Raw genomic sequence first — 17,622 nt, 5'->3', positions numbered from 1 at the left:
TATTATATTGCCCACAATGGGTAATAAAAAATCGTTGAGGTGAGAGAATGCACAAAGCGGCGATTTTGGCTAAACGGTTGGCGGCTCTGCCGGAGGTTCGCGGGTTGCTGATGGGGTTGGTGCTGGTGGGGATGGGCAACGTGGCCCACGCCCAGGCTGAACAAGCGTTCAACAACCTGACCATCGCCATCTGCAACATCTACAACGCGATGAAAGGCCCCTTCGGCCTGGCGCTGGTGATCATCATGTTCGCCATCGGCGGCATCAGCTTGATGATCGGCGGGAAAAAGGCCGTGCCCCTCATGATCGGGGCGGCTATCGGCGGGGTGATCCTGGCGGCGGCCCCTTCGTTTGCGCGGATTTTCGTTTCCGGTACGGGCTGCGCCTGATGCGTCGTCGGGTGTACCGCCTCTACCAGCCCATCACCATCGTGGGGCTGGAACTCTGGCAACTCCCGGTCATCGGGCTGGGGTTCGTGATCGGCCTGCGCCTCATGGAAGGGGTGCATCCGGCGGCAGGGCTCCTCTCGGGGGCCCTGACCGGCTACCTGGCGCTGACAGCAGCGGAGAAGCTGCGGGAGCGCTATCCGGGCGCTTCGCTTCTGCACGAGGCGCTGTGGCTCACCCAGAGCGACCGCTATACGCCGGGAAGAGACCGGGAGACCACGCCGCTCGTCATTGGCCATGACCGCGAGTAATGTAAATCTCTTCAACCGCCCTCGGGAGCGCTCGCTCACCGAGGAGTTTCCGTATTGGGAGATCCACGACGGGGCGATGTTTCTTGAGGATGGGCGGTGCGAGGTGGGGGTGGAGTTGTTGCTCCGCCCCACCCTGCTCCTATCCCAGAACGAGCTCGAGGGGCTCCTCTACATGGTGCGGAGTGTGCTCAGGAACGGGGTGCCGCAAGGGGCGCGGGCCCGGCTGGTGGTGGAGGCGGCCCCGGCTCCCCAGGAAACCGTGGAGGCGTATGGGAGGGCCTTCGACCCATCCCACCCCACCGCCCGCTTCTTGCAGAACGAACGCTACAAGTTCTGGAGCGACCTGTGGGCCAGAGGGCAGGTGATGACCCGGCGGGCCTTCCTCACCGTGCTCTACGGCAACAAGCGCCCCCGGCGGCTGCCGTTTGGCAAGGCTGAACTGGCCGAGCGGGTCAAGGAAGGGGCCAAGATCCGCGAGCGAATCCGCATGATCGCCAAGGGGCGGGGGGTGGCGGTGCAGGAGATGGACTCCCAGGAGGTCTTCGGCCTGGCCTACCGCTACCTCAACCCCGGGATGCGGCAGGCCGGGGTGCCCCGCTACCGCCCCACCTGGCAGCGCTACCCCCGCAGTGCGGTGGAGAAGATGCCGGGACTCAAGCCCCCCACCCTACGCACCCAACTGGTGCGGAGCGAGGTGGACAACTCCTACCGCGACGCCCTCTACATCGGGGGCAAGTGGGCCAGCATGTTCACCCTCTACACCATCCCCGACGAGACCTACACCGAGATGGGCGACGTGCTGGCCCTGGCCGGAGGGGGTGAGTTCTACCTGGTGGTGGATGTCTACCACGAGCCCTACGAGAAGGCCCTGAAAGCCCTCAAAGCGCGGGCCAGGCGGTTCTACGCCGCCAGCGCCAACACCGAGACCTACGTTGATCCCAACATCCTGGTCGGGCAGCGGGAGACCGAGGGGGCCATCCAGCACATCTCCCAGACGGGCGACCACGTGTACCGGGTGGGGGTAGCCCTGATCCTGATCGAAAAGGAGCGGGAGGCCCTGGAGCGCCGGGCGAGTCAGGTGGTGGGGCGGCTGTCGGAAATCCCCGGCAACCCTTTCCGGCAGCTCAAGAACGGCCTCTTCGAGCCCTGGAAGAGCCGGGCCCCGTTTAGCGGGGGGATGAGCGACGAGGTGGTGAGCCTGCTGGAATCCAACGCCGCCGACCTGATCCCCCTCACCGGGGCCTGGAAGGGGCACGAGAAGCCGGTGGCGCTCTTCCACAACCGCTTCCTCTCCCTCACCCGCATAGACCCCTTTACCCCTACCACCAACAACTGGAACGGGATTATTGCGGGCGGATCGGGCTCGGGGAAGACCTTTTTCACACAATACATTCTTTCCGAACTGCTGCGCCGCAACGAGGTGGACGTGGTGATCCTCGACCGGGGACGCAACTACGAGGCGCTGGTGGAGGCCTTTGAAGGGGCCTTCATTGACATCCGCCCCGGCGGGGAGACGGCGGTCAATATGTTCGACCTGGACGAGGGCGAACACACCCCCAGCCCGGAGAAGCTCCAGGACGTGCTGCGCTTTTTGCGGGCCATCCTCCCGGCGGGGGACGACCGCACCGAGGAGGCGGTGGAGAACGCCATCCTGGAAGCGGCCATCGAGCAGACCTACAAGCGGGCCAGCCCCGACCTGCCCCAGCCGGACGGCACGTACCGCAAGGTCTACCAGGGGGCCCGACTCTCTGACCTGGTGCAAACCCTGGTGCTGCTGGACGAGGTGGGCAGCCGCCCGGCCTCTCCCTCGGAGAAGGAAGTCGCCCGCAAGCTGGCCTTGCGGCTTCAGTCCTGGGTAGGTGACAGCCCCAAGGGGCAGTTTCTCGACCGGCCTACCAGCGTCCCCCTGGCCCGGGCGCGGGTGGTGTGCTACGAGCTCGAGGGCCTCAAGGACGACCTGGAGGTGATCGGCACGCTCCTGATCGCCGACCTGGTGTGGAAGCGGGCCAAGAAGGGGCAGGGGCGGCGGGTGCTGGTGGTGCTGGACGAGGCCTGGAAGGTCTTCCAGAGCCCCTACGCCTCCGCCCTCGTCGAGGAGCTCTACCGGCGCTTCCGCTTTCTGGGCGGGGGCATCTGGAGCATCACCCAGAGCCTCGCAGACTTCGCCGGGGAAGGCCCCAGGGCTCTTTTGCAAAACACCAGCTTCCACTTCCTGCTGCGCCTTTCGGGCAGCGATGCCGAGCACGCGGTGATGCGCGACGTGCTGGGGATGCCCGACCGGGCCATTGCGGTACACGCCAGGCTGACCGGGGTGAAGGGGGTCTACTCGGAGGGCCTGGCCTGGATTCGCACCGGCGAGGGCCGGGAGGGCGAGGTGATCGTGGTGCGGCCCAACCCGGTGGACTACTGGATGTTCACCACGGACAAGGGCGAGGTGGCGCGGCGGCGGGCGGCGGTGCAGCGCTACGGCGACGTGATTCGGGCGGTGCGGGCGCTGGCTTATGGGGAGGAGAAAACATGAGAAGGCTGTTTTTGAACCTGCTTTTCCTTCTTCCGGGGATAGGGCTGGCGCAGAACTACTACATTGACCTCTCCCCGACCCCGGTGAGCGTGGCACCGGGGAAAAGCGCCAAGTCCACCCTGGCGGTGCTGTCGGAGGGCTTCACCGGCACGCTCGCCATCGGGATCACCGGCCTGCCTGCCGGGGTGACCTACAGCCCCACCAGCATCACCGTGAGCGACCCCCGGAAAAACGCCACGGTGGAGGTGGTGTTCACGGCAGCGGCCAACACCCCGAGCGGCTCGAGCCCGGCCCGGCTTACGGTGGGGGCAAAGACCATCTTCTTCAGCGTGGTGGTAGATCCGGCGGCGGAGCCGCCCTCGCAGAACCCACCGGCCCTGGAGGCCCTGTGGAACCAGGTGCAGCAGTGGGGCAGCACCGCCTGCGCCACCGTCAATGCTTTCAGCCTGGAGAGCGTGCGCTGGGTGTGCACCCTCTACCGCACGCTGGATCGGGCGGTGGGGATGTGGGATGAGGTACGGCAAGACTTTGACATGCTCAAGCGAGAGGGCTTCATTACCGGGGTGAGCTACCTGGTCAACGGGCTGGGGGCGGAGATGGGGCTGGCCAGGGGCAACGTCGAGGCGGATCAACTCGAGCAGGATTTCCTTGCCATCAGGCGCAGCTACCGTCAGATGGTGGCGAAGGTGTCCAACTGGATGACCCGGGTGCGGGAAAAACAGGTGGACGCCATCAGGAACAACCCCTACCCCAACGGCAGCCCCTCGTGGTGGGCGGTGGAGGCCATCAAGCTCAACCCCAACCTGCTGATGGCCGAGCTCGGCAGCCTGCAACGGAAGGAGCAGCTTCTCCAGCTACGAACCAAGGTAGAGGCCAACAACGCCGCAGCGGAGAAGCAGGTGGAAGCCGCCACCAACCAGACCCAGGATGACCTGGCCAAGGCGCTCCAGGTGACCAACCCCCTGCCTTCGCAGGAGGGGGAGGCCGAGCAGGTGGTGCGGCGGGCGCGGGAGGCCAACTCCACCCGGGAGGTGCTGGAGATCCTGGTGGACGCCCAGGCCAAGATCATGCGGCAGAACCTCACCAACACCCAGGACGTGGTGGGGGCGGTGCGGCAGAGCGCCGCCCAGCAGGCCTACACCACACGGCAAATCGCCAACCTGATTGAGATTGAGCTCGAGCGTCGCGCCGACGAGATCGAATCCTGGAAAGCCGAGGTTGAGCGCACGATGGCCCAGGTCAGCGAGGAAGCCGAGAGCCAGACCGCCAACCTGCGGATGCTGGCAACCCTCTCCCGCACGGTGGCCTGCCCGGATGGGGTGCTGGGGCCGGGGGCGGATGGGAACATCACCTGCTTGCGTCCATAGGAGGGCTTTTGTGCGCTGGATTCCTGTTCTGTTGACCCTGGTGCTGCTGCTGGTGAGCGGGCCGGCCCTGGCCGAGCAGCCGCAGGTGCCGCCCCCCAGCGGCACGGCACAGCAGCAAAACCTGCTTCAGACCGTCTTCGACATCTCGCGCTGGCTCAACAGCATCAGCCGCGACATAGCCCGGCTGGAACGGGGGATTTCCGCCCTGGCACTGGCCCTGGTGATGCTGGGCTTCGTCTACGGCATCGTGCAGGGCATCCTGGGCGGAGGCCTGGAGGCCATCAAGGGGGCCTTCGTGCGGCTGGCGGTGGCAGGGCTGATGCTCTCGCTGTGGACGAGTGGGTTCGTGGGGAACACCCTGGATGCGGCCATGACCGCAGCGCGGGAGCGGGGCACCGACTCGGTGGCGGCTACCCTGTCCGATGCGGGGGATAGCCTCGATGCGCTGGCGATGCGGGTGGTACCCTTCATGGGTGCGGTGGGGGCGGTCAAGGTAATGACCGCGAAAACCGCCGAGAATGCGGCCAAGAACGCTACGACCCGATCCGTCGCCTCGGGCACCAGCGCGGGCTCGTCCAAGGTGCTGCAATACCTCAACTGGGCCACGCTGCTGCTCATTCCGCTGATGCTGTTTTTCTTCATCCTGATCGTGGTGGCCTCGTTCACGGTGGAGGTGGGGGTGGCGCTGTTCCCGCTGGCGGCGGCGCTGCTGGTCTTCCCCAAGGGCTCGGCGGCAGACTGGTTTGGCAAGTGGGTGGCGGCCATGATGGGGGCCCTGCTCATCGTGGTTCTGCTGCCGGTGGGGTTCAAGGCGGCGGTGGAGATCGGTATCAACCGCCCGGTCAACCAGGTCAACGCCTACGTGGATCAGGCAGTGGATCGGCTGGAAGCGGTCAAGGAGAAAAGCGAGGATGCGCTGGAGCAGGCCAAGCAGTCCCAAAAGTGCCTTATTGTCGATCCCTTCTGTGCGCTGGAGGCCAAGTTCGATGCGGTACGCACCGACCTGAGCCTGGCCTTGCAGGCCTTGCAGACGGTGATCACGGCCTGGCTGCTGGGGATCATCCTGCTGCTGGCAGGGATGGCGGCGGCGGCCTACATCCTGTTCAACGTCGAGCGGGTGGCGATGAGCTTCGTCGGGGGCTTCGTTGCTACCGGCGTGCGCCAGATGCTCGGCACCTCGAGCCTGGGCGGACGGATCTACGCCGGGCGTGCAGGGGGCGGTGGAGGAGCCGGTACGGAGCGTACCGTTGTACTGCCAGGAGAACGGGCCCTGCCCGCCGGTGGAAGCCCTGGGGCCCTGCCCGCCGGAGGCGGATCGCTGCCCCGCCCGGCGGCCTACGAGATGCAGCCCTATTCTTCTTCTATCCAGCGCTACGGGGATGACGTGATTGAGGGCGAGTGGAGGCCGGTGCGGGAACTGCCCAACCCCTCGCCACGGGGTCTGCCTCCAGCGTCCAGCGATAGCTAACGTGAGGGAGATATGTTGAACGTATCGGACTTGATCGAAGGAAAGCAACTGGTAGGACGTTGGTTCACCCACCAGAACCACGACTGCGTGGTGCGGGCGGTGGAGGCGGTGCTGGAGAGCCCGGGCCGGGCCGGTAAGGAGGTGGGCCTGTGGCAGCTTGAGGTGGATGGACGGGTGCTCGAGCGGGTCTACGGCACCCTGGATGCGGCCACCCGGAGGTTGGCGGAGCGGCTATGAGCGTGACCCGGCGGCAGTCGTTGCTCGAAGTGCCCACCTCCCAGAAGCTCCTGCGGTTTCTGGGAGGTCTGGTAATGCTCTCCACCCTGGCCCTGGCCTTCGGGGTTGGATGGCAGGCCGCGCTGGAGGTGGCCCAGGGGATGCTGCGGGCGGGGTGGGGAGCCGCGCTGAAGGCGTCGAGCCCTGCCGAGCTGATCCTGCGCTGCTACGGTGACCTGACCGGCAACTGCACGGAGGTCATGAACGGCCTGTGGCAGAAGGCCCTGCCCCTGGACACCCTGCGGATGGTGGTGGCCGGGGGGTTTGTCCTGGGGATGATCCCCTTCCTGATCCGCCCGCACCGCCCGCGCAAGCTGCCGGGGCAGGGGCGGTGGGCCAGCGCCAGCGACCTGAAGGGTTACTTAGGGGAGGGCACCGGCTGGTACGGGCTGTTCGAGGGGAAGCCGCTCAGGGTGCCCTCGATGGAGCGGCGCACCGGGACGCTGGTGGTGGGCAAGCCCGGCGGGGGCAAAACGACCGGCTACTACCAGCCCAACTTGCTGCTCGACGCGCGGGACGGCTGGAGCGCCATCGTGTTTGACCTGAAGTGGCCCGACGAGGGCGGGCTGATGGAGGCGATACGCTACTACAGCCACTTCGGGCGGGCGGTGTATGCCTACACGCCCTTCGCGCCGGGCTCGGCCCGCATTGCCCTGCTGGAAGGTGCGGAGAACCCCCAGGAAGCCAGCAACATCGCGGACATCATCGTGCCCCGCCTGGCCGACGGGGGGGCGGAGTTCTACGCCAACCTCGAGCGGATGCTGCTGGCCGGGCTGATCTGGATTGAGGGGCAGGAAGGGCGCTACTCCCTGCGGCACATCCTCGACCTGCTGCGCCAGGGCAAGGAGGAGATCAAGGCCTATGCCGAGGTGCGCCCGCACCTCAAGGAGCGCATCGGGGCGGTGCTCCAGACCCGCGAGGACATCATCGCCGGGGTGGTGGCGGGGCTGGCGGGGAAGCTGGCCCTCTTTGAGAACGATTACCTGGACGCCGCGAGCCTGCCGGGAAGGGGAGCGATTCCCTGGGAGCGCTTCTTCAGCGAGCCCAGCCTGCTGTATATCGGGATTCCCCAGGAGCACCTGGAAGGGGGCAAGGCCACGGCCCTGCTGTGGTTGGTGAAGCGCATCCTGGATCGGGAGATCCACAGGGCAGCGGCCCGGAACGGGGGAACACTCAAGACCCTCACCTCGGTCTACCTCGACGAGTTCACCGCCTTTGGCAAGCTCCCCGGCATCGAAGACAACCTGAAAACCATGCGCTCCAAGGGAGCGGCCTTCCACATCAGCGTCCAGAACCTCGCCAACGGGCGCTCGGTGTACGGGCGGGACGTGTGGGAGAGCATCCAGGGAACGTTCGGGCAGCAGGTGTATCTGCTCGAGCGGCTCTCGGAAGAAGACCGCAAGTGGCTGGCCCGCACCCTGGGTTACGAGACGGTGGTGGGCTACTCCAGGAGCTCCTCCAAGAGCGGCTTCCTCTCGGGCAGCGAGGGGGAGGGCGAGCGGGAGGAGGCCCGCTTCCTGCTGTCCGCCGAGGAGATGCGGGAGGTCAAAAAGGGCGAGACGGTGGTGATCCTCGACGGCAAGCCGCCGGTGCGAACCTACCTGGGGGGGATGTGGGAGAAAAAACACCCCCTGCACGGGCTGTACGAGAAGGCCCGCAAAGCCGTCCCGACGCGGACGGTCCCCACGCAGACGAGCAGGGTCCCAGCCCCCTACACCGAACCCCAGCCCCGGCCTGCTCCCTTTTCCGGGGAAGCAGCGCCCACAAGGAGCCGTCCTGAGCCTGAGGTCACCGAACCTCTGCCAGAGGCCCAGGAGGCCAGCGACCCGCGCAGCCTCGAGGCATACATCCGCCGCCTGACCTCTGTGATGCCGGTCTTCCAGCGTTACTACCACAAGAAGACCACCACGGGCCTCCGCTTCGTCCTGCCCGAGGGCTTCCCTCCGCCCGAGACCGCCTGGGTGCGGGAGGGCTGGCTGGAGGTGAAAGGCAAAGAAGCGCTCTCCCTCAACCTCACCAGCAAGGGGCTGGAGGCGCTGGAGAAGCCCTTCGTGGCGGCCCTGGTGCGCTGGTGTCGGGTGCGGGAGTGGGCCCGGCGGCAGGGAGTGGACGGCCAGGCCGAGGTCTTCATGAACCCCGAGGAGGCCGAGACCGTGATCAGGGAGTTCGCCAGGCGGCTCCCCACGGAAGAGGGGCGGGTGCGGGTGGCGGTTTCGTTGGAGGCGCTGGGCGATGAGACTCGAGGGGCTTGAGGCACGGGAGTTCTGGCGGCTCCTGGAGAACGCCACCTGGGTGGTGTGGGACGAGATGTTGCAGCACTGTCTGGTCGGAGTGGCCGGGGAGGGCTACCGCCTGTACCGCTACGGGAGGGAGTGGGTGACCCTTCTGGCCGAGGGCGAGGAAGCCGAGCGGATCGCGCGGGCGGTGGGGGTGGCGGATGCGGCGTAGCCTGGGAGTCCTGCTCTTTTTCGCCCTGGTGGTTGCCCAGGGCGAGCCCGTGCTATCGGAAGCCGAGGTGACCCGCCTGGTCGCCACCGCCCGCAGCGAGGTGCTGCTGGAGATGGCGGTCTTTGACGACCGCTCAATAGCCGAGGGCTACCGGGTGGCGGTGGCGGAGCGGGGGGCCAGGGGCTACATCCTCACCCGGGGGGACACCGCCGAGATCGGGGCCTCTTACCTCCCCTGGGCTTCCATCCTCCAGGGGACGGGGGCAAGATTGATAGCCTACACACGTGGCGACTACGCCGTGGTGGATCGCCGGGTGGCGCTGATCCGTGAGGTGCGGATGGGGTTGCCGGTCTACCGGCTGGAGGAGAACCCTGCCCAGGTAGCCGCCCTGGTGCGGCAGTTCGTGGACGCCTACGCGGTGGGCCGCCCCTACCGCATTGACGGGCTGGTGCAGCGCCTCGGCGCACGGTTTTTGAGGTGAGTATGGAGCGATTTGTACGCATTGCAGGTTGGGTCGGGGTGATCGTGGGGCTCTCGGGCGTGGTGCCGGGGGCGTTTCTCCTGCGGGGGAGCATGATCGAGTTCGGCATGGTGCTCTTGCTGCTGGGGGTGCTGGTGCTCTGGCAGGCCGCTGCTTTGGAGGAGCTACGGGCTACCCGAGCGGCGCTATCCCGGATGGTGCTGCTGATGCAGCGGATGAGCTCGAACGACGCAACCCAGATATCCGGCTACCGCATGGTTCCGGGAGATGTGACCGGCAGCTACGGGATAGTGGCGGAAGAGGAGAACGATGCTGCTGCAAACCGGTAGGGGCTACATCATCCCTCAAGGAGAGATCACCCTGGAAAACTGCGGCCACTCCGAGCGGCTGCTGTGGTTGGCTTCCTGGGCGGCGACCCGCTTCGGCCTGTGGGGCGAGTTCGTAGACGCGGCACAGATTCACGACGCGGGCAAGCTGTACCTGCCCCGCTACGACCTGCTGCGGCGTCCGCTCAAGGCGTCCGAACTGGAGGTGCTGCGCTCTCACGTCGCCCTGTCCTGGCAACATGCCTCGAAGAACGGATACAGCCGGACGGCGCAGGACGTAGCCCTGATGCATCACGAGCGCTGGGACGGGAAAGGGTACATCCTCGGAAGGGGAAAAGAGGAAATCCCCCTTTCCGCGCGGGTCATGGCGGTGCTGGACGCCTACGATGCCATGCGATCCGGGCGGCCTTACCGGGAGGCATTGAGCCCGGTGGAGGCCCGCCGTGAAATCCGGCAGGGGGCCGGGACGCAATTTGACCCTCAAATAGCGGGGCTGTTCCTGGAGTACCTGGAGGTGGAATGGCCCGACTGCTAGCCCTGTTGGTTCTGGCCTCGTGCTCGTGGGGGCTGGCTTGCGGTCGCATCCCCCCTGACCTGGCGGGGTGGGCGGCCTACTACGCCAGGGGGTACGGGCTGGACCCGGATTTGCTCGTCGCCCTGGTGTGGGTGGAGAGCCGCTTCTGCCCGGATGCGGTCTCTCCCGACGGGGCGGTGGGGCTGGGGCAGATTATGCCCGCGACGGGCAGGGCGATTGGCATCTCGAGGGAGCGGCTTTCGCACCCCCAGTGGAACCTGTGGGGAGCGGCGCGGCACCTGCGGCAGCTATGGGACAGCTTCCGGGACTGGCGGCTGGCGCTGGCGGCCTACAACGCCGGGTCGGGGGCGGTGCGTAGGTACAGGGGCATTCCTCCCTACCCCGAGACGCAGAAGTATGTGAGGGACGTGCTATGGGTGTACCGGTGGTTGAAGCAGAACAGAAAAGCCTAGTGCGGGTACACGAGCGCTTCCCCGAGGAGTTCGCCCGCCTGATGGAACGCCTGCCGCCGTGGGTGCGGGTGGAGGTGGAGGGGCACCGGGACAGCCTGGACGAGATCGTGCTGGATCTGGGCAAGCCCCTCATCTACACCGCAGCGGATCAGGTCTACGTCCTGGAGGGGCGCACGGTGAGCAAGGACGACCTCTCCTACCTGACCCACCGGCTGGGGGGGTTCAAGGAGAACAACCGGGCGGGCCTGGAGGGCACCCTGCACCGCATTTCCCGCATCCAGGACGCCTATGGGGAGACGGTAGGGGTGACCATCCGCATCGGGCGCTTCGTGATGGGGGTGGCCGAGGCCCTGCGGCCCTGGCTCGAGCAGACCGGCTCCCTGCTGGTGGTGGGGCCGCCCCGCACCGGCAAGACCACCCTGCTGCGGGACATCGTGCGTATCCTGGCCGGGCGCTACGGGCCACGGGTGGCGGTGGTGGACACCAGCAACGAGATCGGGGGGGACGGCAAGCTCACCCACCCCGGCATCTCCCCTGCCCGGCGCTTGCAGGTGCCCGACCCGCCCTCCAAGAACCAGGGCTGGGTCATCTACCAGGCCATCGCCAACCACTCACCCGAGGTGGTGGTGGCCGACGAAATCGGCTACAACGAGGACGTTTTCCAGTGCCTTACCGCGAGCCGCCGGGGGGTGCGGGTGGTGGCCACCGCCCACGGCGAGACCATCCTGGACCTGCTGGAGAACCCGGTGCTGCTGCCCATTTTGGGCGACCCGGTGGAGGGGAAGCGCAGAAGCCGCCCGTCCTTCGCCATGTGCCTGGAGGTGCGGGGCAAGGGGAAGTTCGTGCTGTACCCCGACTTTGCCGAGGCCCTGGACACCCTGCTCGCGGGAGGTGAACCCGAGGGCTTGCGACTGGGGAGGTGGGATTGATGCGATGGATGCTGGCCGTTTTCATTCTTCTGGGGTTGGGGTCTGCTTTGGCCCAGGACCCGCGCTACCCCGAGACCACGCGCTATCTGGTGAGCGCACCGGACTACCGGCTGGACCGACTCACCCTGCTCAAGTGGCCCTTCATAGAGGTCATCCGGGCCGACCGCTGGAAGGAGCACCAGGCCGCGAAGGAGGGGGGCAAACCGGCGGTGGCCCACGAGTGGCGCTTGCCGATGAGCGACCTCGCCACCACCCAGGAGGTGGCCCGCGACCTACGGAGGGCCTGGCAGAGGTTCGAGGAGCGCTACTACTGGCACGCCATCACCCGGCTCAACAACCCCGCGCTCTACGCGGTGTACTGCTGGGCCGGGCTCAAGGGGCCTGACCTCAACCCGCCTCTGCCGGAGGTGCGGGTGGACACGCCCTCGGGGATTGTGCCTCAGGGGTTTGATCCCGGCCTGGGGTGGCCGCAGCCCGCCGCCCAGGGCCAGCACATGCTGGATGCCTACTGGCCCATTCCGCAGCTAGACAACGAGGAGTTTTGCGACGACCTCAGCCTGCAAATCCTGCCCCTGATGTACGTCCCCGGCTTCTGCATTGACATTGACGCTATCGGCTTCTCCTGGTGCACGCCGGGGTACGAGGGGGGTGAGCCCCTGTGGTTCAACGACGCCGAGGCGCAGAAGCGGGTCTCGGACGGCATCGCCCACGCGGTGAGCGCCTACTACCCGGACTACCAGAAGGATGTGCTCACCGCGTTGCGGCCTCGAGTACCCACCGACCTGTCTAACCCCACAAAGCTCAGGGTCTTTGCCCCCATGCCCTGGCAGGCGCACGTCCTCGAGGGGGGCGCGGTGGTGACGCCGGTGATGCGAACGCTGGACGGGCTCACCCCCCAGAACCTCGTGAGCGAGGCCCAGGGCATCGTGAGCACCTTACGGCAAGCCCTGCCCCGCCTCCCGGAGGCCGAACGGCTGGCGGGGACGGCGTACTACTACCAGGCGGTGCGAGGCCTGGCCCGGCTGCCCTTCCTGGCCCCGGTGAGCAACCAGCTTTCCGGGCTGATCGGCGGGATGGACGAGCAGGTGATGGAGCGGGCCCTGCTGGCCCTGGCCGCCGCCGACGAGGGGAGCAAGCTGGTCGGACGTGACCTCTTCATCAACAGCAAGAACGCCCCGGGGGCCTGGCGGCTGGAGGAGCTCAAGCGGTGGTTCCCCCCTTCCAATCCCTACATCTACGAGCGCTTCGGCTACCTGAGCTTCTTCCAGGTGTGGAACCGGGCCGAGGTGAGCACGGTGCCGGACTTCCGTGCCGACCGCAATCCGCTGGGGGTGGCAGCCTCCCTGGGGATGCGGGCCCTTTTCTACTGGTGGGTGCCGGTGCGGATCAAGGTCAGCCTGCTGCCCACCCCGCCCTTCATCTCCCTCTCGGGGGCGCTGGACTGGCCCCGGCCCATCCCGGTAGCGCCCTACGTGCTCCCCTTCGCAGGCGAGCGCACCTATTGGGGCTGGGTGAGCGTGCCCGAGGGCTACGAGATTCCCAGGGTCAGGGGAACGCCGGGGCTGGGGGTGAGCGGGGTCAGCATCCCCGGCTTCGGGCCGGAGGTCTACAACATCCTGCTGAGGTGAACGATGCGCTGGATCTACCTACCCGTGCTCTGCCTCTTCCTCGGAGGAGGAAGTCTGGCGATTGATGCGAAGGACTTCAAGACCGCCTACGACCTGTTGCGGAACGGGCTGTGCAGCCTCAAGATCACCTGCCTGCTGCCAAAGGACATGATCTACCCGGCAGACTGGCAGAACGACGTGGAGGCCCGGCTGTCGCGCTCGAGGGAGGTGCTCCTGATCGGGGACGTGCAGTCGTTGCAGCCGGTCATCGGCTACCTGGACGGCTGGCTCAGAACCAGCGACCCCACCCGCAAGCAGAACCGCCCGCAGATCTTCGCCGTCGTGCCGCAGGAGCAGATGGTGTGGTTCCGGGGGTGGACGACGAACCCCGAGCTCGCCAGCTTCGTGAAGGTGGTGGCAAGCAGCAACGAGAACGAGCCGCTGGGGGTGGTGGGGCGCACCGGGCTGCCCCTGGTGATCCTGGATAACCAGGCGGTCTATATGCCCACCTGGTGGCAGCTTGAGGGCCCGACGTTGCGCCAGGTGCTCACCTGGGGGCGGTTGCTGGTGGATCAGATCAGGTCGGCCAACCAGCGCAGGGGGGAGGTCAAGTGAGGCTGCTCGCACTGCTTCTTCTTCTGGGGATGGGGCTGGCCCAGCAGCAACAGCAGATCCTCTTCCAGACCCCCAGTCTTGCCCAGGCGGTGGGATGGGTAGGCAGCGTAGGGGGGCAAGACGCCCTGGTGATCGGCGACCTGCCCGACCCCGCCTTTGCCCGTGTCCTGCCCAGCCGGACTCGAGTCCTGGTGAGCGGGAGCCTGCCGGGGTGGGTGCGTACCGGGATGGAGGTGCGCTATCTCAAGGGCTTGCGGGGCCGGGGAATGCTCCTGATTGACCGGAGGTACTTTGTGGTGAACAGCAAGGGTTTGTGGACGGTACTCGCCAGCCCGGAGATCGGGATGCAGGTGGCGTACTACCTCGAGCAACTCTGGAATCTGGGAGGCCGCACATGAGACGTCTGGCATTGGCGGCGGTGGCTTTCTGGGGGCTGGGGTGGGCCTGCACCCTCAGCATCGAGACCAATCCCCAGGGCGGGGTGACCGGCCCCACAACCGTGACGATTACCGTGCGGGCCGGGGCCACAGCGGAACGACTCACCCTGTCGCTGAAGCAGGAGGGCCGGTGGGGGGATTGGGTCACTTCCTGGCAATGGAGCCAGACCAGCACGGGCAGCGTGAGCCTGCCGGTGAACTTTTCCATGAACGGTCAGTACATCCTGACCGCCAGCGCCGACCTGTGCGGCCAGCCGGCCATCGCCCAGAGCCGTTTCACGGTGATGATCCCCTGGACAATCGGGGGTGGGGCGCTGGGCTGGTTGCTGTGGCGGGAGGCGGAGGCCACCAACTACATCAAGGGGTTGGCCAACGACGTGAACGGGGGCCAGCCCATGTTCATCGAGGGCCTGGTCACCGGCCTGGCCGAGCCGGTGCGGGCCATCTTGCGGGATTACCTGGTGAAGGGCTACCTCAACCGGGATCAGCGCTACCCCCCGGCGTGCTCGGGCCTCTGCTACGCCATTGCGCCGGTGCAGATGCGGCTCTATGCGGTGCAGGGGGTGGGCGGGCTGTTCCAGCAGGGATGGGCCGGGCTGGGCCTCTACGGCGGCCTGCGGGACAGCCGCTCCTATGAGCTCGGGACGAAAGGGGTCGCCGGGGTGCTCATCGTGCGGGGCTACCGGCACGACTACATCCTGCTGTCGGCCCGGGGCGATTTCAGCGATGCGGAGATCACGGTGGTGGAGATGCCCAAGGGGGGCAGTGAGCTTTTCCGCAAGGCGCTTTCCCTCAACGCCTTGCAGCAGGGGGCGCGGGAGGTGATGCCATGAGAGGATGGTGGTTGATCCCGCTGCTGGGGGTGGGCCTGGCCCAGACCACCGGCGGCAGCCTGAACGACCTGGCCGGACTGAGGGGCGTGCTGAACGCACCGGGGGAACTGCACCTGGTGGTGCCCCAGATCACCCCCTGGGCGCTCAGGCTGCGGGAGTGGCGTACCGCCGGGGCCACGACCTTCTACATCCCCCAGGAGGAGGCCCGCAAATACTGCGGCAGCGCCAATGTCCCCATCCGGGTACTCCCCGGCAGCGTGAAGCAGCCGGTGGGCTTCATCGTGGGACAGGGGGGAAGCCTGGAGGGCATCGCCCTGCGGGGGTTGGGGCTCATATACGATCCAGGGTGGGCCGAGAACGACCACATCGCCCTGTGGATGGGCCTCTCGGGGCCGAGGACGGGGCGCACCTGGGTAGAGGGAAGCTGGACGGGCAGCCTCAGCGCACGGGTGGAGTTCCAGGTCACCGAGCGCTACCTGGGCGACCCCCAGAGCGGCAGCTACCTGTTCAACCACGTCTGGAACGGCCAGGTACAGGACGTGCGGGCGCAGGGGTATGACCCCTACCGCATCTACAACGGGGAGACCCTCTCTTTGGTGGAGGGGAGCGGGACGGTGCGGGGGGATTGCACGCTGCGCTCCATCACTACCACGGTGGAGGTGGGGGTGGACACCAGCCGGACAGGGCGGTACACCGGCACGCTGGGCAACAACCACACCTTCAGCTTCGACCCCGGCACGGGGACGGAGACCTTCCGCTCGGTGGAGTACGCCGCCACTTGCGGGTGGTTCGGTTGCGGCTGGCGGGGGTACTACATCTACGACCTGCAAGGCCGCTACCGGGGGAGCGGTTCGGGGACGCAGTGCGGGTGGAACTGGTGCACCGAGGCCAGCATCTCTCCCCGACTGTTCGAGATCCGCAAGACGGGCGAGGAGGTCACCGCCCGCATCCGGCCCTGGCTCGAGCGCACCGTGTGGCAGCCCCAGGGCACCTTCCCGGTGGAGCCGGGGGGCTTTGTGCGGGTGAACGGGACGGCCTACCAGATTCCGGGGCTGGAGGGTTACGGCAGGAGGCCTCAGGGAGTGGGCATCGAGTGGATGCGGGGGGAGCCCTACGTGAGCTACCTGGCCCAGGCCAGCGGCATCATGGGCGGCGAGGTCTACCGGGGGCAGGTGGTGGACTTGCAGGAATATTGTACAAAAATGAGGTAATATGTTATTGCTATGCCTTTGCGAGAAAAACGTTGGTTGTTGGCAAAAACCGCTGTTTCTGTTTGGAGTGCCAGTCTAGGGCTGGCCCTGGCGCAGCAGGCCCCCTTCAAGGATGTTCCTCCCACCCTGGAGGACATCCGTTTTCTTTACCAGAAGGGCATCGTGCAGGGCTACCCCGACGGCACGTTCAGGGGGAGGGAGTACATGACCCGCTACCAGGTTGCCGCCATGCTCTACCGCACGTACCTGGCCTTCGCCGACGACGTGGCGCGGCGGGTACGGGAGGCGCTGAACCAGGACGCCCAGGCCCGGCTGGAGGAGGCCCTGGCCGCCATCGAGGACTTGCGGGAGGGCCTGCGGATTGTGCAGGAGGCGATGGGGGACTACCCCGAGGTCAAGGCCAACCTGGAGGAGACCCGCAAGAACGTGGAGGGGCTGGCGGAGGAACTGGCTCAGGTGTCCAGCCAGATGGTGACCCGGGAGGAGATTGGCGAGATCATCGGCTCGGTAGGAGCTCTGGAGAACCTCATCAAGCGGGGCGAGGATGGGCTGCGGGCCCTGACCGCCCGGGTGAACGCCCTGGAGCAGGTGGTGCGCGACCTCGAGCAGCGCTCCCAGGCCGCCCAGGGGGAGTTGAACAAGAAAGTCTTCGACCTTGGCGGACGGGTGGACGCCCTGGAGAAGCAGGGGAAGAGCCGTCCGAAGCTCACCGTGGGGGGTTCGGTCGGACTCTCGAACGGCGAGCCGGACGGGGAGGTGTTCGTCCGGGGTGAGGCGAACGGCGTCCGGCTGGACGGTCGGCTGACCTCGGACGGGGTGCAGGTGCGGGCTGAACAGGGCGGCCTCACCCTCGAGCACCGCGCCCAGGGCGGGCTGTCGGAGAGCCGGGCCGGGTATCGGCTGTTCGAGGGGGTGGCCCTGGGGCTGGAGTTGGGGTACGGCGACTCGGCCTTCGGGGTGGTGCGGATCGTGCACGAGCCGGACGGGGGCCTGATCCCCGGCGTGGTGGCGGAGGCCGGGGTGGGGGCCGGGTTTCACGAGGGCAACCTCTCCCGCAACCTGCTGTTTGTCCGGGCGGGCTACCGCTTCGGGGCGGTGACCCCCAGCGTGGGCTACTACCGTTACCAGGGGGAGGAGCCCTACAGCCTGCTGGAAGGGCGGCTGGACTGGGGGGCCGACTTCGGCAGCCTCGGGGGGTACTACCGGCTGGTGGCCTTCCCCGGAAGCGGAAACAGGGGCAGCGAGTGGGGGGTGCGCTTCACCTCGAGCTCCAACCCCTTCGTGGAACTCGGGGTGCGGGGTACGGAAGGGCTGGTGGCCGGTGAGCCGGGCAGCTTCAGCTTCCGCTACCAGAACGCCACGGCCAGCCGGACGGACTTCACGGTGCGGGTGGGGTACAGGCTGGAGTTCTAGGAGGCA

The 17,622-nt window shown here is 67.1% G+C and carries 19 protein-coding genes; all 19 read left to right on the top strand.

The annotated features are described in order from the left end of the window. Positions 1-47: 47 nt before the first annotated feature. From Q0X18_RS11920 to Q0X18_RS11830, 19 genes are read left to right on the top strand one after another with little or no spacing between them, the layout of a single operon-like run. Entirely contained in the window at positions 48-389 is a 342-nt protein-coding gene (locus tag Q0X18_RS11920; protein ID WP_297562740.1) for a TrbC/VirB2 family protein, read from the top strand. Further along, the gene (locus tag Q0X18_RS11915) at positions 389-697 is read left to right on the top strand and encodes a hypothetical protein (protein WP_297562738.1); all 309 of its coding nucleotides are present in this window, start codon (positions 389-391) and stop codon (positions 695-697) included. Before Q0X18_RS11920 ends, Q0X18_RS11915 begins: the two co-directional genes overlap by 1 nt. Next, positions 684-3,218 (top strand): helicase HerA domain-containing protein, encoded by a 2,535-nt coding sequence (locus Q0X18_RS11910; protein WP_297562735.1) that lies wholly within the window; start codon positions 684-686, stop codon positions 3,216-3,218. The genes Q0X18_RS11915 and Q0X18_RS11910 overlap by 14 nt, the downstream gene beginning before the upstream one ends. Beyond that, positions 3,215-4,585: a hypothetical protein gene (locus Q0X18_RS11905; RefSeq protein ID WP_297562732.1), complete on the top strand. Its 1,371-nt coding sequence runs from the start codon at positions 3,215-3,217 to the stop codon at positions 4,583-4,585. Before Q0X18_RS11910 ends, Q0X18_RS11905 begins: the two co-directional genes overlap by 4 nt. 10 nt (positions 4,586-4,595) lie before the next feature. Next, positions 4,596-6,053, top strand: coding sequence for a hypothetical protein (locus tag Q0X18_RS11900; RefSeq protein WP_013012814.1), 1,458 nt, complete (start codon positions 4,596-4,598; stop codon positions 6,051-6,053). A gap of 12 nt (positions 6,054-6,065) precedes the next feature. Then, positions 6,066-6,290 (top strand): hypothetical protein, encoded by a 225-nt coding sequence (locus Q0X18_RS11895; protein ID WP_013012815.1) that lies wholly within the window; start codon positions 6,066-6,068, stop codon positions 6,288-6,290. Next, positions 6,287-8,581, top strand: coding sequence for a type IV secretory system conjugative DNA transfer family protein (locus tag Q0X18_RS11890; protein WP_297562727.1), 2,295 nt, complete (start codon positions 6,287-6,289; stop codon positions 8,579-8,581). The genes Q0X18_RS11895 and Q0X18_RS11890 overlap by 4 nt, the downstream gene beginning before the upstream one ends. Then, on the top strand, positions 8,562-8,777 hold the full coding sequence (locus Q0X18_RS11885) for a hypothetical protein (RefSeq protein ID WP_297562724.1): 216 nt from the start codon (positions 8,562-8,564) through the stop codon (positions 8,775-8,777). The genes Q0X18_RS11890 and Q0X18_RS11885 overlap by 20 nt, the downstream gene beginning before the upstream one ends. Further along, positions 8,767-9,258 (top strand): hypothetical protein, encoded by a 492-nt coding sequence (locus tag Q0X18_RS11880; RefSeq protein WP_297562719.1) that lies wholly within the window; start codon positions 8,767-8,769, stop codon positions 9,256-9,258. The genes Q0X18_RS11885 and Q0X18_RS11880 overlap by 11 nt, the downstream gene beginning before the upstream one ends. 2 nt (positions 9,259-9,260) lie before the next feature. Then, positions 9,261-9,587: a hypothetical protein gene (locus Q0X18_RS11875; protein WP_013012819.1), complete on the top strand. Its 327-nt coding sequence runs from the start codon at positions 9,261-9,263 to the stop codon at positions 9,585-9,587. Then, positions 9,568-10,119, top strand: coding sequence for an HD-GYP domain-containing protein (locus Q0X18_RS11870; RefSeq protein ID WP_013012820.1), 552 nt, complete (start codon positions 9,568-9,570; stop codon positions 10,117-10,119). The genes Q0X18_RS11875 and Q0X18_RS11870 overlap by 20 nt, the downstream gene beginning before the upstream one ends. Next, positions 10,104-10,571 (top strand): lytic transglycosylase domain-containing protein, encoded by a 468-nt coding sequence (locus Q0X18_RS11865; RefSeq protein ID WP_013012821.1) that lies wholly within the window; start codon positions 10,104-10,106, stop codon positions 10,569-10,571. Before Q0X18_RS11870 ends, Q0X18_RS11865 begins: the two co-directional genes overlap by 16 nt. After that, positions 10,532-11,500, top strand: coding sequence for an ATPase AAA (locus Q0X18_RS11860; protein WP_043956394.1), 969 nt, complete (start codon positions 10,532-10,534; stop codon positions 11,498-11,500). Before Q0X18_RS11865 ends, Q0X18_RS11860 begins: the two co-directional genes overlap by 40 nt. Further along, entirely contained in the window at positions 11,500-13,128 is a 1,629-nt protein-coding gene (locus Q0X18_RS11855; RefSeq protein WP_013012823.1) for a hypothetical protein, read from the top strand. Before Q0X18_RS11860 ends, Q0X18_RS11855 begins: the two co-directional genes overlap by 1 nt. 3 nt (positions 13,129-13,131) lie before the next feature. After that, on the top strand, positions 13,132-13,722 hold the full coding sequence (locus Q0X18_RS11850; RefSeq protein ID WP_013012824.1) for a hypothetical protein: 591 nt from the start codon (positions 13,132-13,134) through the stop codon (positions 13,720-13,722). Further along, positions 13,719-14,120 carry a hypothetical protein gene (locus Q0X18_RS11845; protein ID WP_013012825.1) on the top strand — a complete coding sequence of 134 codons (402 nt, stop codon included), beginning with the start codon at positions 13,719-13,721 and terminating at the stop codon, positions 14,118-14,120. The genes Q0X18_RS11850 and Q0X18_RS11845 overlap by 4 nt, the downstream gene beginning before the upstream one ends. After that, complete coding sequence (locus tag Q0X18_RS11840; RefSeq protein WP_013012826.1) at positions 14,117-14,992, top strand: hypothetical protein; 876 nt, start codon at positions 14,117-14,119, stop codon at positions 14,990-14,992. The genes Q0X18_RS11845 and Q0X18_RS11840 overlap by 4 nt, the downstream gene beginning before the upstream one ends. Continuing rightward, on the top strand, positions 14,989-16,203 hold the full coding sequence (locus Q0X18_RS11835) for a hypothetical protein (protein WP_013012827.1): 1,215 nt from the start codon (positions 14,989-14,991) through the stop codon (positions 16,201-16,203). Before Q0X18_RS11840 ends, Q0X18_RS11835 begins: the two co-directional genes overlap by 4 nt. Before the next feature lie 12 nt (positions 16,204-16,215). Further along, on the top strand, positions 16,216-17,616 hold the full coding sequence (locus tag Q0X18_RS11830; protein ID WP_013012828.1) for an S-layer homology domain-containing protein: 1,401 nt from the start codon (positions 16,216-16,218) through the stop codon (positions 17,614-17,616). Positions 17,617-17,622 lie beyond the last annotated feature (6 nt).

It is taken from the genome of Meiothermus sp. (genome assembly GCF_026004075.1).
Lineage (GTDB): Bacteria > Deinococcota > Deinococci > Deinococcales > Thermaceae > Meiothermus.
This window is presented reverse-complemented; position numbering and strand designations above follow the sequence as displayed.